At 37.8% G+C, this 23,513-nt stretch carries 23 protein-coding genes and 1 pseudogene; 9 read left to right on the top strand and 15 right to left on the bottom strand.

Features of this window, described 5'->3' with window-relative positions; all coding sequences use genetic code 11:
- Positions 1-35 precede the first annotated feature (35 nt).
- The 10 genes from NO346_RS13670 to NO346_RS13625 form a co-directional block, all read right to left on the bottom strand.
- A complete protein-coding gene (locus NO346_RS13670; protein WP_005158232.1) occupies positions 36-356 on the bottom strand; it encodes an RnfH family protein in 321 nt (106 codons plus the stop codon).
- The gene (locus NO346_RS13665; protein ID WP_256415502.1) at positions 356-1,438 is read right to left on the bottom strand and encodes a hypothetical protein; all 1,083 of its coding nucleotides are present in this window, start codon (positions 1,436-1,438) and stop codon (positions 356-358) included. The genes NO346_RS13670 and NO346_RS13665 overlap by 1 nt, the downstream gene beginning before the upstream one ends.
- A 248-nt stretch (positions 1,439-1,686) precedes the next feature.
- Positions 1,687-2,142, bottom strand: a complete 456-nt coding sequence (locus NO346_RS13660) for a bacteriohemerythrin (protein ID WP_256415501.1) — start codon at positions 2,140-2,142, stop codon at positions 1,687-1,689.
- Between the two features lie 279 nt (positions 2,143-2,421).
- Entirely contained in the window at positions 2,422-3,270 is an 849-nt protein-coding gene (locus NO346_RS13655; protein WP_256415500.1) for a class II glutamine amidotransferase, read from the bottom strand.
- Between the two features lie 97 nt (positions 3,271-3,367).
- Positions 3,368-4,144 carry a GNAT family N-acetyltransferase gene (locus NO346_RS13650; RefSeq protein ID WP_005158241.1) on the bottom strand — a complete coding sequence of 259 codons (777 nt, stop codon included), beginning with the start codon at positions 4,142-4,144 and terminating at the stop codon, positions 3,368-3,370.
- Between the two features lie 115 nt (positions 4,145-4,259).
- Complete coding sequence (gene argB / locus NO346_RS13645; protein WP_004663435.1) at positions 4,260-5,159, bottom strand: acetylglutamate kinase; 900 nt, start codon at positions 5,157-5,159, stop codon at positions 4,260-4,262.
- 13 nt (positions 5,160-5,172) lie between these two features.
- Positions 5,173-6,594, bottom strand: a complete 1,422-nt coding sequence (locus tag NO346_RS13640) for a phosphomannomutase/phosphoglucomutase (protein ID WP_256415499.1) — start codon at positions 6,592-6,594, stop codon at positions 5,173-5,175.
- 191 nt (positions 6,595-6,785) lie between these two features.
- Positions 6,786-7,238, bottom strand: coding sequence for a dUTP diphosphatase (gene dut, locus NO346_RS13635; RefSeq protein ID WP_208727742.1), 453 nt, complete (start codon positions 7,236-7,238; stop codon positions 6,786-6,788).
- A 23-nt stretch (positions 7,239-7,261) separates the two neighbouring features.
- Entirely contained in the window at positions 7,262-9,301 is a 2,040-nt protein-coding gene (rep, locus tag NO346_RS13630) for a DNA helicase Rep (RefSeq protein WP_208727741.1), read from the bottom strand.
- A gap of 182 nt (positions 9,302-9,483) precedes the next feature.
- Positions 9,484-10,149 carry an OmpA family protein gene (locus NO346_RS13625; RefSeq protein WP_256415498.1) on the bottom strand — a complete coding sequence of 222 codons (666 nt, stop codon included), beginning with the start codon at positions 10,147-10,149 and terminating at the stop codon, positions 9,484-9,486.
- Between the two features lie 389 nt (positions 10,150-10,538).
- Here NO346_RS13625 and NO346_RS13620 point away from each other — a divergent pair, with 389 nt between their 5' ends.
- From NO346_RS13620 to NO346_RS13595, 6 genes are all read left to right on the top strand, one after another.
- On the top strand, positions 10,539-11,456 hold the full coding sequence (locus NO346_RS13620) for an acyltransferase (protein WP_256415497.1): 918 nt from the start codon (positions 10,539-10,541) through the stop codon (positions 11,454-11,456).
- A gap of 24 nt (positions 11,457-11,480) precedes the next feature.
- Positions 11,481-12,539 carry a preprotein translocase subunit SecA gene (locus tag NO346_RS13615; RefSeq protein WP_256415496.1) on the top strand — a complete coding sequence of 353 codons (1,059 nt, stop codon included), beginning with the start codon at positions 11,481-11,483 and terminating at the stop codon, positions 12,537-12,539.
- A gap of 118 nt (positions 12,540-12,657) precedes the next feature.
- Positions 12,658-13,377: a septum site-determining protein MinC gene (gene minC, locus NO346_RS13610; protein WP_087544913.1), complete on the top strand. Its 720-nt coding sequence runs from the start codon at positions 12,658-12,660 to the stop codon at positions 13,375-13,377.
- 65 nt (positions 13,378-13,442) lie between these two features.
- The gene (gene minD / locus NO346_RS13605) at positions 13,443-14,255 is read left to right on the top strand and encodes a septum site-determining protein MinD (RefSeq protein ID WP_005158270.1); all 813 of its coding nucleotides are present in this window, start codon (positions 13,443-13,445) and stop codon (positions 14,253-14,255) included.
- A gap of 2 nt (positions 14,256-14,257) precedes the next feature.
- Complete coding sequence (gene minE / locus NO346_RS13600) at positions 14,258-14,530, top strand: cell division topological specificity factor MinE (protein ID WP_004663449.1); 273 nt, start codon at positions 14,258-14,260, stop codon at positions 14,528-14,530.
- A gap of 125 nt (positions 14,531-14,655) precedes the next feature.
- The gene (locus NO346_RS13595; protein ID WP_005158274.1) at positions 14,656-14,943 is read left to right on the top strand and encodes a PA4642 family protein; all 288 of its coding nucleotides are present in this window, start codon (positions 14,656-14,658) and stop codon (positions 14,941-14,943) included.
- A gap of 43 nt (positions 14,944-14,986) precedes the next feature.
- Here NO346_RS13595 and rhtC read toward each other — a convergent pair whose 3' ends face one another.
- On the bottom strand, positions 14,987-15,604 hold the full coding sequence (rhtC, locus tag NO346_RS13590; RefSeq protein ID WP_256415495.1) for a threonine export protein RhtC: 618 nt from the start codon (positions 15,602-15,604) through the stop codon (positions 14,987-14,989).
- 128 nt (positions 15,605-15,732) lie between these two features.
- Positions 15,733-18,810, bottom strand: coding sequence for a DNA translocase FtsK (locus NO346_RS13585; RefSeq protein WP_256415494.1), 3,078 nt, complete (start codon positions 18,808-18,810; stop codon positions 15,733-15,735).
- Positions 18,811-19,091: 281 nt separating this feature from the next.
- Between NO346_RS13585 and trxB the strand changes: the two genes are divergently transcribed.
- The 3 genes from trxB to NO346_RS13570 all read left to right on the top strand — a co-directional run bounded on the left by trxB (position 19,092) and on the right by NO346_RS13570 (position 21,709).
- A complete protein-coding gene (trxB, locus tag NO346_RS13580; protein ID WP_004663455.1) occupies positions 19,092-20,042 on the top strand; it encodes a thioredoxin-disulfide reductase in 951 nt (316 codons plus the stop codon).
- Between the two features lie 93 nt (positions 20,043-20,135).
- On the top strand, positions 20,136-20,867 hold the full coding sequence (aat, locus tag NO346_RS13575; protein ID WP_256415493.1) for a leucyl/phenylalanyl-tRNA--protein transferase: 732 nt from the start codon (positions 20,136-20,138) through the stop codon (positions 20,865-20,867).
- Between the two features lie 26 nt (positions 20,868-20,893).
- A complete protein-coding gene (locus tag NO346_RS13570; RefSeq protein WP_256415492.1) occupies positions 20,894-21,709 on the top strand; it encodes an arginyltransferase in 816 nt (271 codons plus the stop codon).
- Here NO346_RS13570 and rimI read toward each other — a convergent pair.
- From rimI to NO346_RS13555, 3 genes and pseudogenes are all read right to left on the bottom strand, one after another.
- The gene (rimI, locus tag NO346_RS13565) at positions 21,695-22,156 is read right to left on the bottom strand and encodes a ribosomal protein S18-alanine N-acetyltransferase (protein ID WP_256415491.1); all 462 of its coding nucleotides are present in this window, start codon (positions 22,154-22,156) and stop codon (positions 21,695-21,697) included. The genes NO346_RS13570 and rimI overlap by 15 nt on opposite strands.
- A gap of 93 nt (positions 22,157-22,249) precedes the next feature.
- Positions 22,250-23,134 (bottom strand): metal-dependent hydrolase, encoded by an 885-nt coding sequence (locus tag NO346_RS13560; RefSeq protein WP_087537151.1) that lies wholly within the window; start codon positions 23,132-23,134, stop codon positions 22,250-22,252.
- Between the two features lie 202 nt (positions 23,135-23,336).
- Positions 23,337-23,513 (bottom strand): annotated as a pseudogene (locus tag NO346_RS13555) (elongation factor Tu); the annotation flags it as partial.

The raw sequence follows: 23,513 nt of genomic DNA, 5'->3' as shown, positions 1-23,513 counted from the left end.
AAACCCCTCACCGAATCATTCGTGAGGGGTTTTATTTATGAACTTGATGGTCTGAAACGATTACCCTTAATAAAACGTCCAACGGGGTTCTTTGCGGCACGCTTGCGTCGAATATCTTTAGGATTAATCGTCAATGGACGATAAATCTCTACTCGATCACCCACTTGCAAAACAGTATCTACCTCAATCTTGCTACCAAATACACCAAGATTTAAAAGCTCTGGAAGTTTTACCTGTTCTGCTAAACCACTTGCATCAATCGCTTGTTGTGCAGTCATTCCTTCATTGAATGGAACGGCAATCATAAATTGCTGTTCAGGTGTCGCAAATGCAACCCAAACCTGTTTCTGTTCCATTATAAAACTTGCCCAATAATTGCGACAATCGCAATCAAAATTGAAAGCGGTAAAACTAAACGTACCGCAATACGCCATACGTTATAAAATAATTCGTTACTAAAGCCCATGGCCTTACGAAGATGGCTAATCTTCATAACCCAGCCTGCAAAAACGGCATAAATTAAACAAATCACTAATCCCCAAATCATCAATAGAGTATTAAAAATTTGGTCAACTTGTGGCACAGCCCAAACTGCAATTGCCGCGAGAATAATGCCCCATTGAATAATGATTGCAAGTTGGCGTTGTGCTAACTGCTCTTTAGCACATTGGATCAATAATGCAGCAGACATTATCGCAGCAAAAACCCACGCTAATGCTGGAAGTTGCGCTTGGGTAGAGAAGAAACCAAATGCAATGACAGCAATAAGCTGCGCGACCCAGATCGGAAAGACTGAACTTGTGACCGCTTGTTGTTTTTTCACTGTCGCTAAGCTACTTTGCCAATACAATCCTAGACCTAGACCACTTGCGACTAAAGCGAGCACTGTAGCATTGCCCCACTCTATAAACTCAATACCTGTCCAGTGCCAAGTCGTTAACTGAGTGCCCATCACATTTGCACCAATAAAAGCAGCAATGACTCCAATTGTTGTAAGTCCAATTAAAAATTGGCGCGGTATAAAAGATAAACCAAGCGCTATAACGGCAAAAACAGCGAAAAGGATTTGAACAGGAAGATCTAATCCAAGCTGCTCAGTCACAATGTGAGCAGAGGTATTTATCATACTGCCTGCAAAGAAAGGAACAAAAACAACAGCGAACCAACCTACTAAACGCCATTTCGGGGAAGCATCAGCATCACGCGTTAAAGTAGAAAGTGCTTGTAACGCGGTCATCTGTGAACGTTTCGCTAAGGCAATTTCAAGAAAACCAATCGGTAGTGCAAATAAAAGCATGGTTCCTAGCCACAATAACCAAAAATCAAATTGACGATCAATTTGAATACCCACTGTTGGTGCTAATGTGCTAATCATGACAAAAGATAAGCAAAACGCCATCACTGGTGTAAGCCAGCGTGACAGAGTTGTGTCCTGCATACTGCATTCCTTAAAAAGCTTTGAACTCATTGTGCTTCTTTATGGAGCTTACAATGAAATATTCAATCTATTTTGCCTTTGTCACGTCTGAAAATCAAAACAAAAGATACCCAAAGAAAAAGGCAAATCACCATAAAGATGACTTGCCGCGCCTAGTTATTATTATGTAAATCTGACCTCTTATTTTTTACTCATCTTCACCTTATTATTTTTCTACCATAAGAGGTCTTATTGTTATTATTTTATTGTTAAGCAAAGAACCGTGAAAACCAATTCTTGCCTTTTTTCTTTTCATTTTCTTTAATAATGCCAATCATATTTTCTCTTACTGCACCAACATAATCTGCATCATCATGGCGAATATGATTAATTAACCATTTAGAGAGAGCTTCATGCAATTCTTTATCAATTTCATGACCCAGTTCAAAGCGCTCACGATAAGCCTCTATTTTTTTAATAAATAAGTCATGCACACGCTTGTGAGGTACACGATACTTATAGTTTGCTTCTTCTTGTAAACTTTCTTCAAAGGTAAAATGTGATTGTGTATAGTCAATAATATTATCTAATACACTTTTCATTTTTACACGATCATGTGAATATTTTAAATCAGCGATTTCATTAATATAATCCAGAATACGTCGATGCTGATCATCGATTACCTCTATTCCTGTATTATATTCGGAAGACCATTTCATGCCCATATCGATTCCTAAAACCAATGTGATTTATTGAATAAGGACATAATATCGACTAAGTAATTAAATAAAAACACAGCATTTTTGTCAGATTTTAAATATTTTCAATAAAATAAATTAACTTATTGTTTTATATTTATTTAAATATTTTACCCAATCAAAATACTCAAGTATTTTTTAACCAATTCTAAAAATAAACTCAAAAATGGAATTTAAATATAAAAAGTTAAGGAATTTATATTATAAAAAAGGTATATATCATGTATTAATTTTGATTATACCTAATTAATATTGATCTGCTTTGGTGATTCGTTTTAACAGTGGATTGTCTGCTTCTCGAATTAAACGTTCAACACGTGTGAGTGCATATTTAATAGGTTTCCCATGCTGAAATAAAATCATTTCGCCTGGCTGATATGCAGTCCATGATTCATTATGTGTGAGCGGTTCAGTCGTGATAACAGCAACACGATCTTCAGGTGTCGTTACCTCGCTAAAATCTACTTTGACGTCTAAATCAATTAAATGCGCAGGTTGAAATGGATATTCTCTTACTAACCAATGCAGTTTAGTTGTCGCATAACTAAATAATGCTTGCCCATTGGATAGGCAAAAATTAAACGTGCCATGTTCAGCAATTTCAGGTGAAATCCGTTCTAACAGAGAAAAAACTTTCTCTATACACGGTTCTGTATATCCAAACGCTTCAACCATTTGATCTAATAAATAACAAAAAGCACGTTCGCTGTCTGTATTACCAACAGGTTCAAAGCGACCACTAAGCTGAGGATTAAAATCGTGTAGATCACCGTTATGCGCAAAAATCCAATGCCGCCCCCATAACTCACGTAGAAATGGATGTGAATTTTCTAGCGTAATTTTGCCTTGTGTTGCTTTTCGGATATGTGCAATCACATTACGAGATTTAATAGGATAATTACGAATTAAATCTGCAATTGGTGATTCAACTGCAGATTGATTATCAACAAATAACCGACATGCTTTGTCTTCAAAAAATGCGATACCAAAGCCATCACAATGATCAGACGTAATGCCAGCTCGTTGAGAAAATCCACGAAAGGAAAAAGTAATATCTGTTGGTGTAGCGCAATTCATTCCTAATAGCTGGCACATATCTTCTAACTGTCTAACATCTAAGCCTATTGTGCATGAGGTTTAGATATCTTGTAAATCTCAATATGTGCTCAGTATTAGACTAACAATGATATAACTATCGCTGCACCATTTTATTCATGACAAAAGAAGTGGCAATTTTGTTAATTTCTAAGAAAACAAAATAATCTAAACATTTGAAATCTTCATCATAAAATGCTTGTTTAGAGAGCTTAGATTGCATACCTAGATATGTATCAAATAATTTTGGCATCCGTTCATCTTGTGGGAAGCTATATTCTGGTCTCTCAGGTTCGAATGCACGTTTTGAACGAATATCAATAATTTGGTGATCACCCAATTGCTGAATCTGACGATGAGTGTAATAGGCACGCGCTAAATTATCTTCAAGATGAATACTGACACATCCCATAAGGTACTTAGCACGCATTGACCACAACACCTTTGGCACCAAATTTAACCAGAGCATTGATAAGGCTTTTCCAGAACGGAATTGTGGATGTACGCAGGTACGACCTATTTCTAGAATACTTGGCAAATGTGAAAGGTTAGGAACAACATCAAACTCTTTAGCGCTATAGCTTTGCCCAATCTCATGCCCCTGAAATAATTTAAGGCGTGTATAGGCAACAATTTCACCAGTCCATTTCTCACGTAATACAGCATGCTCACAACCAAAGTCATAGAGATCTTGATCGAGACCATCTTCAAAAGAGATACCAAATTGATGAGAGAATTGATTTGCTCTAAAACGTTGTACTTCTTGTAATTCTTTTAGATTGTCCACCCACCCAAAACGAAATTGATTTTGTGATGGTTTTTGGCGTAAAGGTGAAGTTAATGTCTGACGATAATGATTTAATTTTTCTAGCATAATGAAAGCTCCTTATGTCTAGAGTTACCTTAAATCGATTAAATGACATTGAAATGACTATAACGTGAACAGATCATGACGAAAAAAAAGACCTTCATGAGGTCTTTTTTAATCTTTAGTGCTTCGCACGATTGGTAATCAGCGTTCCAACCCCGTGGTCAGTAAAAATCTCTAATAATGTTGCATGGGGTACTCGACCATCTACAATATGTGCACTCACGACCCCACCTTTGACCGCGTCTAATGCACAACCGACTTTAGGAATCATACCACCGTAGATAACGCCTGTTTCAATTAAACGATCTACTTCCTGCGTACTTAATCCAGTTAATAAGTTTTTATTTTCGTCTAATACGCCTGTGATATTGGTCAATAGAATCAGTTTTTCAGCACCCAATGCTTCTGCAACTTTTCCAGCGACAAGATCAGCATTGATATTATAAGTATTCCCTTCTTCATCCACACCTAATGGTGCGATCACAGGAATAAAATCACCTTGGGTAAACATTTCCAACACATCGGTTTTAACGCCTGTCACTTCACCGACCATACCCAAATCAATTTGAGAAATTGAGCCATCAGCTTCTTGCTTTTCCATAAGCAATTTACGGGCACGAAGTAAATTACCATCTTTACCTGTTAAACCAATTGCACGACCACCATGTTGGTTAATCAGATTAACAATTGATTTATTGACACTACCACCCAACACCATTTCTACCACTTCCATCGTGGCTTGATCAGTAACGCGCATCCCATCAATACGATCAGACTCTTGTCCTAAACGTTTTAATAAAGAGTCAACTTGCGGACCACCACCATGTACAACAATTGGATTTAAGCCCACTGTTTTTAATAGCACAATGTCACGCGCAAATGAGCTTTCAAGCTCTGGATCAGTCATTGCATTGCCACCATATTTTACAACCAACGTTTTACCTGCAAAACGTTGAATATACGGCAAAGCTTCAATCAAAATTTTTGCTTTATCAATGCCGATATGCTCATGTGGCATGCGTGTCTCCTTATTAAGCTTGTGCGAGTTCTTGTGCAATTTGCGGATATTGCTCTTGCATCATAGAAACAAATTCTTGGCGGATTTCACTTAATCGGCTTGGATTATCTGCATCAAAACGAACTGTGAAATACTCACCCGTATTAGATGCTCGAATAATGCCAAAACCATCATCAAAATCAAGTCTTACACCATCTATTTTACTTAAACGAGCACCTAAACGATGACTTTGAATTTCAATATCATTTAAAACTTGTTTAGGGTTTATATCATGGGTACTGATATAGGTATCTTCAGTACAATAACGTTCAGGGTAAATTGCTAATAATGCAGAAAGGTTTGCTTCGTCTGATTGAGTCATATATTCCATGACTCTTAACGCCGCATATAGACCATCGTCATAACCAAAACCACGACCATCATTAAATACATAATGACCCGCATACTCTCCCCCAAATACAGCATTGCCTTTTGATTGAGATAAATATGCGCGCAAGAAACTACTTCCTGTACGAATCATTTTGGCTTGGCCATGAAGTTTTTGTACCGTCTCAGCCACCATTTGTGAACATTTTACATCAAATACGATTTCTTTTTGAGGATGCTGTTTTAAACAAATTTGTGCGAATAAAGACAATAAACGGTCTGGACTAATAATATGGGCAAGCTCATCCACAATAACGACTCGATCACCATCACCATCCAAGGCAATACCAATATCTGCTTTTTCCAAAAGGATAGCCGCTTGCAACTGTTTTAAATGTTCCGCATGTGATGGATCAGGTGCATGGTCTGGGAAAGTGCCATTTGCCTCACATCGAATCGCAATAACTTCACACCCTAACTTTTCTAAGACGAGTTTTGCACAACGACCTGCTGCACCATGTAAACCATCTAATGCAACTTTTAAAGGGCGTTTTAGCTGAATATCACTTAATAATGATTGTTGATATTTTAAACAAAATTCAGGAATAATATGATGCGATAATTCTTGTAGATCACTATTCTTTTCAATTGTTTCTAACGCAAATTGAGCTGCTAAACCGACCTGTTGAATAATCTCAGGGCTTGGTGGTTCTCCTTGTAAAATCCATTTAATTCCATTATCAGATTTAGGATTATGGCTTGCGGTTACCATAATTCCATTCCCACCAAAATCACGCGCAATATAGTACATCATGGGCGATGAGCAACATCCAATGTTGGTGACTGTTAAGCCCTGTGTTTGAAAAATTTGTTGAATAATATTGGCATAAGTCGGACTCGTTAGACGTGCGTCATACCCAATAACGACTTGATATTGTCCTGCATTTTTATATTGTTGTGCTAAAGCATAGCCAATTGAATGAATTACATGAGGTGTTAAATGATTTAATTTTCCGCGAATATCATAAGCACGAAAAATACTCAGAGGAAATGTATATTTTGTATTCACAGTGAACCCCTATTTTTATAATCATTAGCTGATTCAAAAAACAGAACTATTAAGAAATTAGTTAACCCTTGTTCAGAAAAATTAAAATAATTTGTCAGCTGCTTTTTAATACAAATCCAAAGAACAATCAATATCAAAAATGCAATGCTTTTAAGCAAAGCATTGCATTTAAATTGATAATGGAAGCAGTATTAGTGTTGACCTGTATGTCCAAAACCACCTGCACCACGTTCAGTCGCAACAAATTCTTGCACTTGTTCAAATTCAGCTTGTACCACAGGAACTAAAACGTATTGAGCCAAACGTTCGCCTGGTTCTAATCGGAATGTATTTTGCCCACGATTCCAAACAGAAATCATCAATTCACCTTGATAATCGGAATCAATCAAACCGACCAAGTTTCCTAATACAATACCATGTTTATGACCAAGACCTGAACGCGGTAAAATTAAACCTGCAAAGTTTGGATCTTCGATATAGATTGCTAGACCAGTTTTGACTAAGACCGTTTCACCAGCCGCAATATCAATTGCACTATCTAAACAGGCACGTAAATCTAAACCTGCTGAACCCGTTGTGGCATAAGAAGGCAACGCCCATTCTTGACCTAAACGAGCATCTAATACTTTAACTTGAACTTTCATTACAACTTCCTACTTACTATTTCTTAACGTTTCAATAATGCTTTTAAATTCGCGAGATATTGCTGAGCTTGCTCTTTCGGATCAACATTCGGTGCGAGTTTCTTTTTACGACCATGCCACTCTAGATCATCTTGTGGTAATTCGTCTAAGAAACGGCTTGGGGTCATTTGACGCATTTGACCACCGTTTTTACGTTGCTCAGCAAGTGTCAAGGTAAGCCCTTGTCGAGCACGGGTAATGCCCACATACATTAAACGGCGTTCTTCTTCGATGGTTTCTGAAGCAATCGAGTTTTTATGTGGTAATAGCTCTTCTTCCAAGCCAATCATATACACATAAGGAAATTCCAATCCTTTTGCAGCATGTAGCGTCAATAAGTTCACTTTATCCGTGTCCTCTTCTTCTTGCTGCTGCTCTAACATATCGAGCAATACCAGTTTACGAATCACACTTTCAATATTCTTTTCATCAACATCATCAGTACGATTAATCAGGTTTTGAATACTGGTATATAGACTCTCGATATTGTCAAGTTTGGTTTTTTCTTGAGCTGGCGTTGCAGCTTGCTCACGAACATAATCAATATAACCCGCTTCGTTGATCATTTGACGTACTTTAGGTACAGGCTCATCATCGTCTAACAATTCACGGGTAAATGTTGCGATAAAGTCAGCAAACTCATGTAATTGAGTGGCAGCTTTCTTAGGCAATACCATCGACAATCGTTGATCTGAAGAAGCTGTTAATAACGATAAGGTATTTTCTTGTGCAAATAGCCCTAGTTTCTCTAAAGTCACAGGTCCAATTGCACGCTTCGGTGTATTAATAATTCGTAAGAAAGCACTATCATCTTCAGGATTAATAATGAGGCGTAAATAACTCATCACATCTTTAATCTCAGCACGAGCAAAGAATGATTGCCCACCTGATAATTTATAAGGGATTTGCATTTGACGGAGCTGCGTTTCTAATACGCGTGCTTGGAAATTACCACGATATAAAATCGCATAGTCTTTCCAATTTTTACCATTCATCAATTTATGCGTGATGAGATCTTTAACGACACGTTCCGCTTCATCATCGTCATTTAAACACGTGATCACACGGATATTTTCACCATGTCCTTTATCACTCCACAATTTTTTATCAAAAATATGTGGATTGTTTTCAATTACGGCATTAGCCGCTTTTAAAATACGACTGGTTGACCGGTAATTTTGCTCAAGTTTAATGACTTTTAAATTATGAAAATCTTCTTTTAATAAAGCCATATTCTCAGGCTTTGCACCACGCCATGCATAAATAGATTGATCATCATCACCTACGGCGGTGAATTGGCCCATCACACCAACGAGAAGTTTTACAAGGGTATATTGTGCAGTATTGGTATCTTGATATTCATCTACCAGTAAATAGCGAACCCGATTTTGCCATTTGTCTCTGACTTCAGCATTCTCTTGCAGCAAACGTGTTGGCATCACAATCAAATCATCAAAATCAACGGCATTATAAGCGCGCAGATTACGTTCATAGAGTTGATATAAATGTGCTAACTGTACATCGTCAACTGTTTCACACGTTGAATGAGCTTGCTCTGGTAAAACTAAGTCATTTTTCCAATCAGAAATTTTCTTCATTGCTTTAGCAATGAGTTCTTTACTCTCTGCACCCGACATATTATCGCGCTGCATTAAGTCCATCAGAATTCGTTTGCAGTCGTCTGCATCTAAAATCGAAAAATTGGCTTTAAGAGGTAAGTTTTTTAATTCTAAACGCAATAAATTTAAGCCAAAAGTATGGAAAGTCGAAACTGAGAGTCCTTTTGCTTCTTCACGTGACAATAACTTAGCGACACGCTCCTTCATTTCACGTGCGGCTTTATTGGTAAAGGTCATGGCAGTAATACGATGTGCTGGAATACCACATTGCTGTACCAAAAAAGCAACTTTTCGTGTAATCACTGAGGTTTTACCTGAACCCGCACCTGCGAGCACCAACAATGGCCCTTGAACATATTTCATCGCTTCAAGTTGCTTGTCATTGAGTTGACTGGCAGATGACATCTCGTAATACCTCTCAAGTTTTCGAGCATGATTATAGACATCTCTGTTTTAGAATCCCAATAGTAAATCTTGGGATATGTATAAATTATGATGCCTTATACAAATAACACGCCATAGCTTGTCGCAAGCTGTTCGACATAATAAAAAACCACCCGAAGGTGGTTTTTTTAAATCAGTAATAATTACTGCTTTGCATAAATGCTAATTTCTACACGGCGGTTTTGTTCTTTACCAGCAGCAGTTGCATTTGAAGCGATTGGATTAGAAGAACCTAAACCTTGTGCATCAATACGGCTGCTTGAAATACCTTGGCTTGCTAAATAGTTTTTAACTGATTGAGCACGTGCTTGAGACAATGGGATATTGATTGAATCATTACCAGTATTGTCTGTGTAGCCAGTAACTAAGATTGCGCTCTTGTTATCTTCAGCTAAAGTTTGCGCCACTTTGTTTAAAGTACCGTAGAAGTTTGGTTTGATGTTTGATTTATTGGTATCAAACGTGATGCTACCCGGCATGATCAATTGAACAGAACCATCTGGATTACGACCTACATCAACACCTGTACCTGCCATTTGCTCACGTAATTTTTTCTCTTTGTTATCGAGATATAAACCACTTGCACCACCAAGAATCGCACCGATTGCAATTGCACGGTTGTTTTGGCTGCTGCTACCGTTATTAATACCTTTGGAAACACCGTAACCAGCCGCCGCACCAATTAATGTACCTAAAGCAGCTTTGTCGTATGAAACACCGCCGATATCATTACCTTGTCCGCTCATTGTTTGGCAACCAGAAAGTACCAATCCAGCCCCTACCAATGTTGAAATTACTAATGCACGCATTGCGTAGCTCCTGTCTATGTATTTTGTTGTCTGAACAAATGATGAATGAGAAAATTAAGCCAGACCATTGATATTTTGTTAATAACAAACAGTTTATTTATATTTTTGTAATATTTTGATGCACTTTTCTTGATCTTATACTCACATTCTCTCCACTGTTTATCATTTTGCATAAAAATACACTTATGAGAAATAAGTCACATTATTAAAAATTAAGTAATCATCTAAGTCTTCTATGGTAAAAATTTTAATTTCCCAGATTTTGTATCTATAAGTACTGGAATATATGAAAATTGTGAATATTTAAAAATATACAGTTGTATTTAAATATCTGTTGTTTATAGTTAAAAGCATTGTTTTATCGAAAATTAGCACCCAAGGTTTGATTTATGTCTACCACAAATAAAAAAGTATCGTTATTAGAAAGGGTAACTAAAGGACTTACTGTTGGTTCTGTAATCACAGGAAGTACTTTTTTACATGGTCCTCCTGTTCTTGCTCTTGGTTTTACAAAATTATTTAAAAAATCAAAAAAGGTAGATGAAACCAATATTCAGTTGGCGAATAGTTGGATTGGCGTAAATAATCAACTGATTGAAAAAGTCTTACCAAATCTTAAATGGGAAATTAGTATTGATGAAAAGCTCGATCTGAATTTACAAGGTCGTTATATGATGATTTGTAATCATCAAAGTTGGGTTGACACCACAGTAAATCAATATTTTGGTCTCACACGTATGCCTCTCACCCGCTTCTTTACCAAGTGGGAACTCATCTTTATTCCTTTTGTTGGGCAAGCCTTTAAGATTTTGGGTTTCCCAATGATGAAACGTCACTCAAAGGAACAAGTGGCTAAAAACCCGGAACTGAAACATCGCGATATGTTAGAAGCACGTAAAGCCTGTGAACAATTATTAAGTCAGCCTTTTACACTACTCAATTATCTTGAAGGCACTCGCTTTACTGCCGAAAAACAAGCAAAACAACAATCACCCTATCAAAACTTACTTAAGCCAAAAGCAGGTGGCTTGGCATTGGCTTTAAACATCTTAGGCGATAAGATTGATGCTTTGGTTGATATGACAATTGTCTATCCTGATGGTGTACCAGATTATGGTGATTTCTGGCTAGGCGATGTTTCACGTATTGCTGTGGATTTGCGTAAAATAGAAATTCCAGATTGGGTACTGGGTGGAAATTATGAAGATGATCCAATCTACCGCGAACGCTTCCAGCAATGGGTCGACCAAATTTGGACAGAGAAAGACCAACTGATTTCACAAATGAAATCTAAATATTATCAATAGTCTGATTAGGAATTGACTCACCACATGACTCAGCAGGACTCAAAACAAAACTCTAAATATAACCTTGTAAATCCAAACAGTAAGTTTTTTAAACTGTTTCTGGTTTATGACATTTTCATGGTGTTTATTATTGTTTTTAATTTGTTCTGCTTAGGCATGAACTTTTTTTTAATGAGTAATATTGGCGAATGGTTTTTTAATACGATCCATTTAGCCAGTGTACTTGAATTCTATCGTAGCTATCTGCACCCTTGGGTGATTATCACCGAAGCATGGTTTATTATTTTTTTAATCACTGAACTTGCCGTGCGATGGGCAATTGCGATTGTGAATAAACACCATGCTCGTTGGTGGTTTTTTCCATTTATTCATTGGTATGAAATCTTAGCGATTATCCCCCATTTACGTTTTCTACGTTTATTCCGCGCAGGTATCATTGCCTATCGTTTACATGAACTAGGTTATAAAGTCGTTCCAGATAATATTCGAATTAAGGCACTTTTTTATTACAGTGTCGTTATGGAAGAATTGTCAGATCGTGTGGTGATTACAGTTATAGATAGCGTCCGACAGGAGCTAGAAACCAGTTCAAGTCATAAAGATATTATTCATGAGTTAGTGGATCATCATCGTCAATTATTTACCGTTGCCCTTTCTTCTATATTGCAAGAATCTTTAGCAAAAACGTTACAAGCACAACAACCGATCATTACGCAAAAAGTAGGGATTATTGTTAATCAAGCCATTGAAGATACGCCTGAGCTAACTCAATTATTACGTCTAATCCCAATCGTAGGTGGGCGAATTGAACAGCAAATTCAAAGTATAGGGCAGCGTTTGGGTGAAAATATCAGTGCAGGTTTAATTGAGCCGTTTACTAACGGATCTGTAAATCAACCCAATGAGAATTATTTATTTATTGCAGAAAAAGTCAGTGAATTGAATATTGATAATAAATACTTAGAAGAATTGGTCGAATCAGTGGTATTTGAAAGTCTTGCAGCCATACGAAAACAAGTCAAAGTCAAACAATGGCAGCAAACTTTACGTGAATATGATCAATTGGATAAAAAAGCAGAATGATTACAAGAAAATTTACCAATCTAGCTAGAGAATTCCTGTAATTTGTTCTAGCATTTGCTTTTATTTACAACATGCTTTAACACAATAGAGTGCTTAAAAAAGCCCTTAAGGATAAATTATGGCTGATATACGGATTACGGGCAGAATGGTGAATTTTAGTCGATTAACATTCGACACAAATGACCATAATGCGATCCGCCAGCAACTTACAAGCACCCTCAATGAAGGTTCTTATCTTGGAACATTAGTCATTATTGACAGTACCGTTGAACAAGAACTGATTGCCTTAATTCAATTGCTGATTGATCTTGGGTTACAGCCAATGGCGGTAATTGATGGAATTTTAGGTGATGAAGCTCGGGCGATTCAATTTCCTGTACTGCCTGCTGATCAACCTTTACAGCGTATCAAAGCATCAAAAGAGCAAGTCGTTGCTCAAGCACCTGAAAAAAATACTGAAACTCAAGAAATACAAACACCACAAAAACAAACACCGACTACGCATATCACCTCGTATCATGATGAGATTTTGCGTACTGGACAATGTTTGGTACAGGAGCAAGGTGATATTATCTTGAATGCGGGTATGAATAGTGGATCTGAAGTCATTGCGTCTGGAAATATTCACATTTATGGCAATGCTCGTGGTAGAGTCATTGCAGGCGCAGGTGGGCACACATCAGCTCGAATTTTTTGTCATTCACTAGAAGCAGAGTTAATCTCGATCGCAGGGACATATTGTGTCGCAGATGATATTCCTAAAGATATGATCAAAAAACCCGTACATATTTATTTAAATAACAAGCAAGAGCTTGAATTTGAAGCCTTACAGTTTTAATTTAACTTGTTAAACACCCAAAAAGCCCTTTTAGGGCCGTATGACCATAAATAGGAGTGGATTCGGTGGCCAAAATTGTTGTCGTAACGTCAGGCAAAGGTGGTGTAGGTAAAACTACAACAAGCGCATCTTTTGCAACAGGTTTAGCCCTACGTGGTCATAAAACTGTTGTGATTGATTTCGATGTAGGTTTACGTAATCTCGATTTGATCATGGGCTGTGAACGCCGTGTCGTTTATGACTTTGTCAATGTCATCAATAATGAAGCTCGCTTACAACAAGCCCTGATTCGAGATAAAGAAATCGAAAACCTATACATTCTTCCAGCATCTCAAACACGTGATAAAGACGCTTTGAGCGATGAAGGTGTTGCACGTGTCATTGATGAGCTATCTCAAGAGTTTGATTACATCATCTGTGACTCACCTGCGGGTATTGAGCGTGGCGCGATCTTGGCAATGTATCATGCCGATGAAGCAATCATTGTGACAAACCCAGAAATTTCATCAGTACGTGACTCTGATCGTATTATTGGTATGCTTGATAGTAAAACTAAAAAAGTTGAACACAACGAAGGCCGTATCCGTAAACATCTCTGTATCACACGTTTCAACCCTGAACGTGCTGACAAACAAGAAATGTTAACGATTGATGATATTTCAAAAGATATTTTACGTGTTCCGACTTTGGGTGTTATTCCTGAGTGTCCAAGCGTACTTCAAGCATCGAACGAAGGTAAGCCCGTAATTCTTTATGATGGAACTAAAGCTGGGCAAGCCTATGATGATTTAGTCGCTCGTTTCCTAGGCGAAGATCGTCCTTATCGACACATTGCAGTACAGCCAAAAGGTTGGTTAGCTAGACTATTTGGAGCGTAATTATGGCTGGATTCTGGAGTAAACTTTTTAGCAGTGATGAAAAACCATCAAGTGCACAAACTGCCAAAGATCGCTTAAAAGTTATTGTTGCATCTGAACAAGGTTTAGGTCGTCGCTTAAGCCAAGACAAAATTGACCAAATGAAAAAAGAAATCATGCAAGTGGTCAGTCGTTACGTTCGTGGTGTAGATGAACAGCACATTCAAATGCAAGTTCGTTCAGAAGCAAATATCGAAATGTTAGAAATGAATATCAATTTACCTGAAGATCGATAGAAGTTTTTTCATTAGCGATTTTTCGCAAATAAAGGCAAAATACATTGCGACTGAACAAGGCCATGCTTTGTTAATTATTCAGTCCCGTATTTTGCCTTTATTATTTTAAGACTGAGGAGATTGTCATGGCATTATCACAGCCAGCAACTTTCAATGAAGAATGGTCAGATGAGCGTGTTTTTGCCTACCTCAACCAACTTCCACCAGCAGATGTCAATGCTGACTTCCATGTGCTCTATCATGCTTTCAAACATATGCGTCCCTTCGACTATGAGCGCTTGATCACCAAATTTTTAGCTGATGGTCGTGATTTAAATGCGACTAATCCTGAAGGACAGCGTATTCATGACGTGATTGCTCAATTTCCACGTCAAAAAGACGGCTTCTTAGAAGTCTTAGCAAAATTTGCTTAAGATAAAAAAGCCTGCTTAAAGCAGGCTTTTTTATCTCTTTATTTTATCGACTACCAATCAAATAAACGCCCAGTAAGGTAAAAATCCCACCAGAAATACCATCAATCCATTTTGCAAAATTTTGATATGCTGTTCTAAATGTAGGTAATGAGAATACAAACGCTACCACTAAGAACCATAGCAAGGTCTCTATCGCAATAATAATAAAAAGCAAAGAGTGATGCTGATCAAATAAAGGATTGGCTAAGAATAATGAAAATACACTACCAAAATAAATCACTGCTTTAGGATTCGATAAGTTAGTGAGTAAACCTTTCATAAAAAATAAATAAGGCGACTGAGGTAATACTATCTGTTTGATACTTTGCTCACCTTTTGAAAAAGCTGAACGAAGCATTTGGTATCCCAACCAACATAAATATAAACCACCAGCGACTAAAAGGCCTTGTTTTAGCCAAGCCATTTTCTCAAAAAGGATATTCAATCCCATCAATGCTAAAAGTGACCAGACCATTGCCCCCAAGCAAATACCAAATGCAACCAATACCGCATCCTTACGAGAACGGCTGACAGCAGTTTGAGAGACTAAGAAGAAATCAGGCCCTGGAGTGATAAGCGCACAAAAATGAATAAAAATGAGTGTACATAATGCAACAAACATGGCTCACCCTTTAGCTTGTATTTTTAAACAATAAGCTTAAATAAAAAACGTGATTATTACCATATAAAATTGATAAACCTATAACAATAAAGCCCCTAAAGAGGGGCTTTATTAGTGGAATATTCTTATTAAACGAGAATATCACGTTTGCCGTTAGCTCCCATTGAACTTACGATCCCGTTCTCTTCCATTTGATCAATAATTCGTGCAGCTCGGTTATACCCCAAACTAAATTTACGTTGTAACGATGATGTTGAAGCCTTGCGCGTTTCAAGTACAAAAGAAACACACTGATCATAAAGTGCATCACGATTAGGATCACCATCACCATCTTCAAAACCACGTGAGGTTGGTTCTTCATCAAATGGGGTTAAGATTTCATCAACATAATCAGGCTCACCACGTTCACGCCAAGCGTCACAGATGCGGTTCACCTCATCATCACTAATAAATGCACCATGCACACGCTCAGGTTCGATTTTACCTGGCCCTAAGAATAGCATGTCACCGTGCCCCAATAGATCTTCTGCCCCACCTGCATCAAGGATTGTTCGAGAGTCAATTTTACTATTTACACGTAATGCAACACGTGTTGGGATATTCGCTTTAATCAAACCTGTGATGACGTCAACTGAGGGACGTTGTGTTGCAAGTAGTAAATGAATACCTGCTGCACGAGATTTCTGTGCAAGCCGAGTAATCATCTCCTCAGCTTTTTTACCAACCTGCATAATCATGTCAGCGAATTCATCTGCAACAATCACAATCGATGGTAAAGGAGCTAATCGCGGTGCACGCTCCCCTACAACTGAATCACTAGCTTTCCAAGTTGGATCAATCAAATCTTCACCATTGGCAATCGCTTCTTCCACTTTGCGGTTATAGTCAGCCAATTTACGAATTTTTAGAAAAGACATTAGCTTATAACGACGTTCCATTTCATTTACACACCAATTCAATGCGCTTACAGCATCTTTCATATCAGTAACAACAGGTGTTAATAAATGTGGAATATCATTATAGTTAGCTAATTCAAGCTGTTTTGGGTCAATTAGAATTAAACGCAATTGATCAGGCGTGTATTTTAACAACATTGATAAAATCATTGAGTTAACAGCTACTGACTTACCTGAACCAGTTGTTCCCGCAACTAACATATGTGGCGCTTTGCCCAAATCAGTAATCACAGGATTACCTGAAATGTCTTTACCCATCGCCATCGAAAGTAAACCCGCTGGGTCTTCAAATGCAGGTGTCTTTAACAACTCAATCAGTCGAACCATTTCGCGGCTGCTATTTGGGACTTCAATGCCGATATAAGGTTTTCCAGCAATCACCTCAACCACACGAACAGATGCCATTGACATTGAACGTGCTAAGTCACGCGAAATATTGGTCACTTTAGATGCTTTTACACCTGGTGCAAGATCTAGTTCAAAACGTGTCACGACAGGCCCAGGTTGAGCCTCCACCACTTGAGCTTTGACGTTAAACTCTTGCAATTTAATTTCTAGCAGTTCAGACAAACGAGCTAATTGTTCAGCTGTAAAGTTCACCTTTTTATTCGGATCTACCTCGTCCAATAATTCTAAACCTGGCAAAGTTGGTAAATCACGACGTTTTTGAGCCACTTGCATCGCACGAGACATCGGACGACCAAATGAATCTGTTAACGGTGCATCAAAATCATCTTCGATATCAAAATTTTCTTCAACTTTACCCGCAGTTTCTTGCCATGCTTCAATAAATGCTTCTTTTGATAAACTCTCTTTAGGCGTTTCAATCTCAATAGGTGCTTTTACAAAAGCCGAAGACTGCGCGTAGCTCGGAGTTTGCAATACAGATTGCTGTTGTTTGTCTTCAATGAACAAATCTTCAAATTCATCAAAGCCTTCATCCAAAATACTTTGCTTATCATCAGAGATCATGTTTTTGATCGTATGATGCGACTGAACTACCGTTGCTTGCGGTACAGATTGAACGTCTATTGAATCTAACTCAATATCAAAGCCAATTTCATCACTTTCATTTTTTGCCGTTGATCGCGTTTCTTGAATAAATGGCTTATGTACATCCGTAGCCGTTTTACTATTAGGAACAGCAGCCAATAATTCATCGAATATTTGGTCATCATTCCAATCGACTGGACTCTGATGAGGACGTTGCTCTACAGAAGAAACTTCCGTTGCTGCGTGTACATATTGAGATGAAGGATTTATAGCATCATCTGCCGCTCGCAAAAGTGCATCAATTTCTTGTTTATGGCTCGCATCATCATGTTGTAATGCACGCCATACTTCACCTGTTTGAATTAAACGCTGACTATCGGCTGCAAGTTGATGTGCTTGTTTTAAAGTTTGCTCAAAGTCTTCTGTTGATAATACTTCTTGTGATTGAACACTTTGCTGCTCTTTGGCAACAACATCAGCAAATAGTTTTTCGGCTAATAATTGATGATGTGCATTGTCTGTTGATGCTGCTTTAGCTGCAATGCTGTGCTGTGTACTTTGGGCTGTATCATTCGCCTCTACAATATTTGAATCCGCCACTTGGAGTGGAGCTTTTTGCTTTATAGTTGGTGTTTCTGTTGAGGCTAATTGTTCAGTCAAATCATAAGCAGATTCGTGTTGAGGTATATTTTTATAGAACAAATCTTGTAAATATGCTGGCGCATTTTTTAATGTTGCCCAAGTTTTATTCCATTGGATACCAAAAGCTAAAGTGAATAATAAAATACTGAAAGCAAATAAAAAAAATGTTGCACCATAAATGGTTAAAAGTTGAGAAAGACTCTGACCTAACTCATAACCAATAATGCCACCTGCTGCATTTTCTAAAGTATCTGCTGGAACATTCCAATGTAGATACAACAAACTAGAAATGGACAGAATCAAGAAGAACTGTGCTGCATAACGGAATGGGCGATTTAGAAAACTTCTAGGCCACCACACTTGAATTGCTTCGATAAATAGAAATAAAGGAATGAACAAACTTGCCCACCCTAAAAAACCGAATAACAAGTCTGCAATCCAAGCACCTGCAACACCACTTGCATTTGAGACCTGTTGCGTATCACTGGAAATATGCATCCAACCTGGATCAAAAGGTGTGTAGGTTACTGTGGCAAGAAATAGATAAATGCCAAAAGAAATCAAAAATAATGTCATTAAAAAGCGTTGTGCATAAACACTTGACACCGCAGCCATATACAGTCCTGTAACCCAATTTGTTATTTGTAGGTATCGATTAAGGTCTAACTGACCTTGATCAATAAGTTTTATATTATGCACTCGTTCTTACAAAAAAGATGCACGATTGTTTACTGTTGTTGTTAACATCCATTGTTGTTGCAAACATTGATGAAATATCAGTAAATGCTCTCCATGATATAGCTCAATTCGATTAAGTATATCAATATTATCCAACCCACTCCGCTGTGGATTCACGTATAATTTTAAAAGTTTCAATATAAAAAGGATGTTCTTTAATGAGCGCTCGTCACTCACGGTTAATTATTTTGGGTTCTGGTCCTGCAGGTTATAGCGCGGCAGTTTATGCAGCGCGTGCCAACCTTAAACCGACACTGATTGCAGGCTTGCAATTAGGTGGTCAATTAACAACGACCACTGAAGTTGATAACTGGCCTGGTGACCCTGAAGGATTAACTGGTCCTGTGTTAATGGAGCGTATGCAAGCTCATGCAGAACGTTTCGGTACAGAAATTGTCTATGATCACATCAACGAAGTAGACCTTAAAACGCGTCCATTTGTGTTAAAAGGTGATATGGAAGAGTACACTTGCGATGCCCTTATTATTGCTACAGGCGCAACAGCACAATATTTAGGTCTTGAATCTGAAGCTGCATTTATGGGTCAAGGTGTAAGTGCTTGTGCGACTTGTGATGGTTTCTTCTATAAAAACCAAAATGTGATGGTTGTAGGCGGTGGTAATACGGCTGTTGAGGAAGCGCTTTATTTATCGAATATCGCTGCTCACGTTACTTTGGTTCATCGCCGCGATAGCTTGCGTTCTGAAAAAATCTTACAAGATCATCTCTTTGCAAAAGAGAAAGAAGGTAAGATCAGTATTATTTGGAATCATCAAGTAGATGAAGTTCTAGGTGATAAAACAGGTGTAACTTCTGTTCGCATTAAGTCTACACAAGATGAAACAACACAAGATATTCAAGTACAAGGTCTCTTTGTTGCAATTGGACATAAACCGAATACAGGAATGTTTGATGGTCAATTAAACCTACGTGATGGTTATATTCAGGTGCACAGTGGAACTGCTGGTAATGCTACAGCCGCTTCTATTGAAGGCGTATTTGCCGCAGGTGATGTAGCAGATAGTATCTACCGCCAAGCAATCACTTCAGCAGGTTCAGGCTGTATGGCTGCTTTGGATGCTGAAAAATATCTCGACAATTTGAAGTAATCTCTATATTCCCTTGCGTTGACAATTTAGAATAGATTGTCAACGCGCTCTAGTTGCGTTAATTTAGAATCATTCTTATTCACTTTAGCAACTATGCAAGCGCTGCCTTTATCAAAATATATTTTCCCAGATCCTATTGAAGCCGATCCAGAAGGACATGGCTTTATTTGTATTGGCGCAGACTTATCACCTGCTACATTATTTGAGGCCTATACACATGGTCTCTTCCCTTGGTTTAATGAAGATGAACCGATTTGTTGGTGGAGTCCTGAGCCACGCTGCATTATTGAGCCACATGCATATAAACCCAGTAAATCATTAATTCGAAATATGAAAAAACATGATTATCGGATTACAGTGAATCATGCTTTTGAAGATGTAATACGCTCATGTTCACTCCCCCGTAGCTACGCAAATGAAACATGGATTAGTGAAGATATAATCGAAGGCTATTGTTCTCTATTTAAGGCGGGTTATGCCTACAGCATTGAGGTCTGGCAACAAGAAAAATTAGTTGGTGGACTATATGGCGTAACGATAGGTAAAGGCTGTTTTGGTGAATCGATGTTTAGTACAGAAACAGATGTCTCTAAAATGGCTTTCTATACACTCATGTTGATCGGTCAAGAAAATCAGCTTCCTTGGATTGATTGCCAACTGGTCAATGATCATCTTTTAAGCTTAGGTGCGCGTACACTTTCTCGCCAAGTCTACCTAAAATCGTTACAAGATGTAATTATTACCCCCTCTATCAATTGGAAAAGTTATCAAGAACGTGTATTTTCAAGTAAAACAATAGCAGTTTTTGCAAAATTAGACGGTTAATGGATTAACACCTTGGAGGGAGATTAATGAAATCATACCAACCCAAGTCCCTTTTAAATGACTTACAGTACTATATAACACCGCCACACGACTGCAGTTATCTCGATAACAAATCAGCTCGAATGGTATTTTTAGATCCAATTCACCGTATTGATGTGGTGACATTGTCTGAACTTTCGCGTGTCGGTTTTCGACGTAGTGGCGATTTTGTCTATCGACCAGAATGCCATTTATGTCGCCAATGTTTGTCTTGTCGCGTTCCAATTCAAGAATTTAAAATGAATAGTAGCCAGAAGAAGGCATGGAAACGTAATCAAGATTTAAAAATGAGTATTTTGCCAACTTCGCAAGCCACTCAACAGCATTATGATTTGTATGAGCGTTATATTAACGAGCGTCATGCAGATGGCGATATGTATCCAGCAACATTAGATCAGTTTGAAAAATTCCTCGTTCACAGTTGTACAGAAAGTTTTTTCATTGAACTTTGGGATGATCAGAAACTTATTGCCGTTTCTACTTGTGACTTAATGGATGATGGTCTCTCTGCTGTATATACTTTTTTTGATCCTCAAGAACAACGTCGTTCACTTGGTGTTTTTGCGATTCTTAAACAAATTGAATATGTCAGCACTTTAAATTTAGATTACTTATATTTAGGCTATTGGGTGCCTCACTCAGCTAAAATGAACTATAAATCACAATATACGCCACTGGAATTATTATTAGATGGACAATGGCGTCGCCTTAATCGCCCACTCTTAGAAAAAGAGATTCATCAACTTGGAAATTCATTAATGACGACACTACCATCGGAGTGGGATAACTTAATTATTAAATAAAGCAGCAAAATCATCAGTGCATGTTTTGACCATAATCACAGCATGCTCTTTTGTACCATCTAAATTTGGATAATAATTTTTGCGTAAGTCTATTTGATGAAAATCCGTTTTTTCATACAAACGAATTGCAGCAAGATTGCTTTCACGTACTTCTAAAAAAATTTGAATCGGATTATTTTTTAAAAGTTGAATTGAATAATCTAGCAACTCGTATCCAAGACCTTTGCCCTGTTGACTTGGATGAATCGCCATCAGTAATAAATTGGCCTCGTCTAGAACAGGCTGCAAAATACAGAACCCAACAACCTGATTGGCTTTTTCATAAACAGTACATTGGTAGGAGGTCAAGGATTCCTGAAACTGCTGTCTAGACCAGGGATGTGTCTGAACTAACCGTTCAATCTCAGTCACACGGCCTATATCACTTTCCTGCATCAATCGGATCACAAACTTTTACCCTATAAAATACTGATGCAGATTATCAGCAATTTAATACAAAATTTGAATAAGAAAATGGGCAATTTTAATTGCCCATTTTAGTTAACTCATATTAAAGCCTAATTCAGCACGCCATTTATTCAATAATGCTGTTGTATCATCATCATTCGGATGAAATTTTGGTCTTAAAAATGCCAGTAACTTTGGAATTTGACGTGTCATAAAACCTTTATAGCCATACATGAACTTGAGCATATATTTGGTATCTCGCCATGTAAGTCTGCCATCAGTTTTTAAAAGAGTCGCAGTGAAATATGACTGGGTAATAAAAATTAAACCCATTGCAATCACTAAAGCTAATGAACGCATAAAATACGCTTTAAATCCTTGCCCATACATCGCTTCATAAACGTCAAATGCCACCGCTTTATGCTCATTTTCTTCAACTGCATGCCACATCCATAAATGGTACATGGTCTCATCCATAAACATGGATTGAATATCTGGGTTAGACAATAGTTCTTCAGCAATCGTTGATGTAAAATGCTCCAAGGCACAAGTACCCGTTAAACCAATCATCTCTTTTGTAAAACCAAATGGTTTTAATAATTTAGTACTTATAGCAACGCCATACTGAATCACTTTACCTGTTTGTGCCTCCAATTTGCGCACATCATAACCATAAGCTTGCGCAGCTGCATTAAAGGCCAAGTGTTCCTTTGAATGCATTGCCTCTTGTCCAATAAAAGCACTAATTTCTTTTTGTAATCGAGGATCAGCAACTTTTGGATCATTTCTAACTGCACGGGTACTATTCACAAAAAATTGTTCACCCTCTGGAAACAGTGCTGAAAGTGCAGTCATAAAATGAGTTAAAGCAGCATCTCCATTTGCCCAATACCGTGGAACTTCGCCAAACTCAAAATCCATTCGGCGTACAGGAAAACTAGCGCCAGCGCGGTTTGAAATATTGACCTTAGCATTCATGCTGTTGACTCCTTTTAAATGGAAAATTTCCATTTAGTACTTTTGTTCATTTTCTTGTGTTTTATATTACGGTTTTATTGCGATGAATTAAGTGCAGTTTAGGACAGCAAGGTATCAGTTTAGGACACAATTAAGGATAGATTGTCGAACAATAGACATAAAAAAACACCCCAAAGGGGTGTTTTTTTATTACTCTAAGCGATTATGCAGTTACTTTAGCAACAACACCAGCGCCTACAGTACGACCACCTTCACGGATCGCAAAACGTAGACCTGGGTCCATTGCGATCGGGTGGATTAATTCTACTGACATCTCAACGTTGTCACCAGGCATAACCATTTCTACGCCTTCTTGTAACTTGATTGCGCCAGTTACGTC

It is taken from the genome of Acinetobacter sp. 5862, from assembly GCF_024494585.1.
Lineage (GTDB): Bacteria > Pseudomonadota > Gammaproteobacteria > Pseudomonadales > Moraxellaceae > Acinetobacter.
The sequence above is the reverse complement of the archived record's forward strand: the minus strand, read 5'-3'. Positions and strand labels throughout refer to the sequence as shown.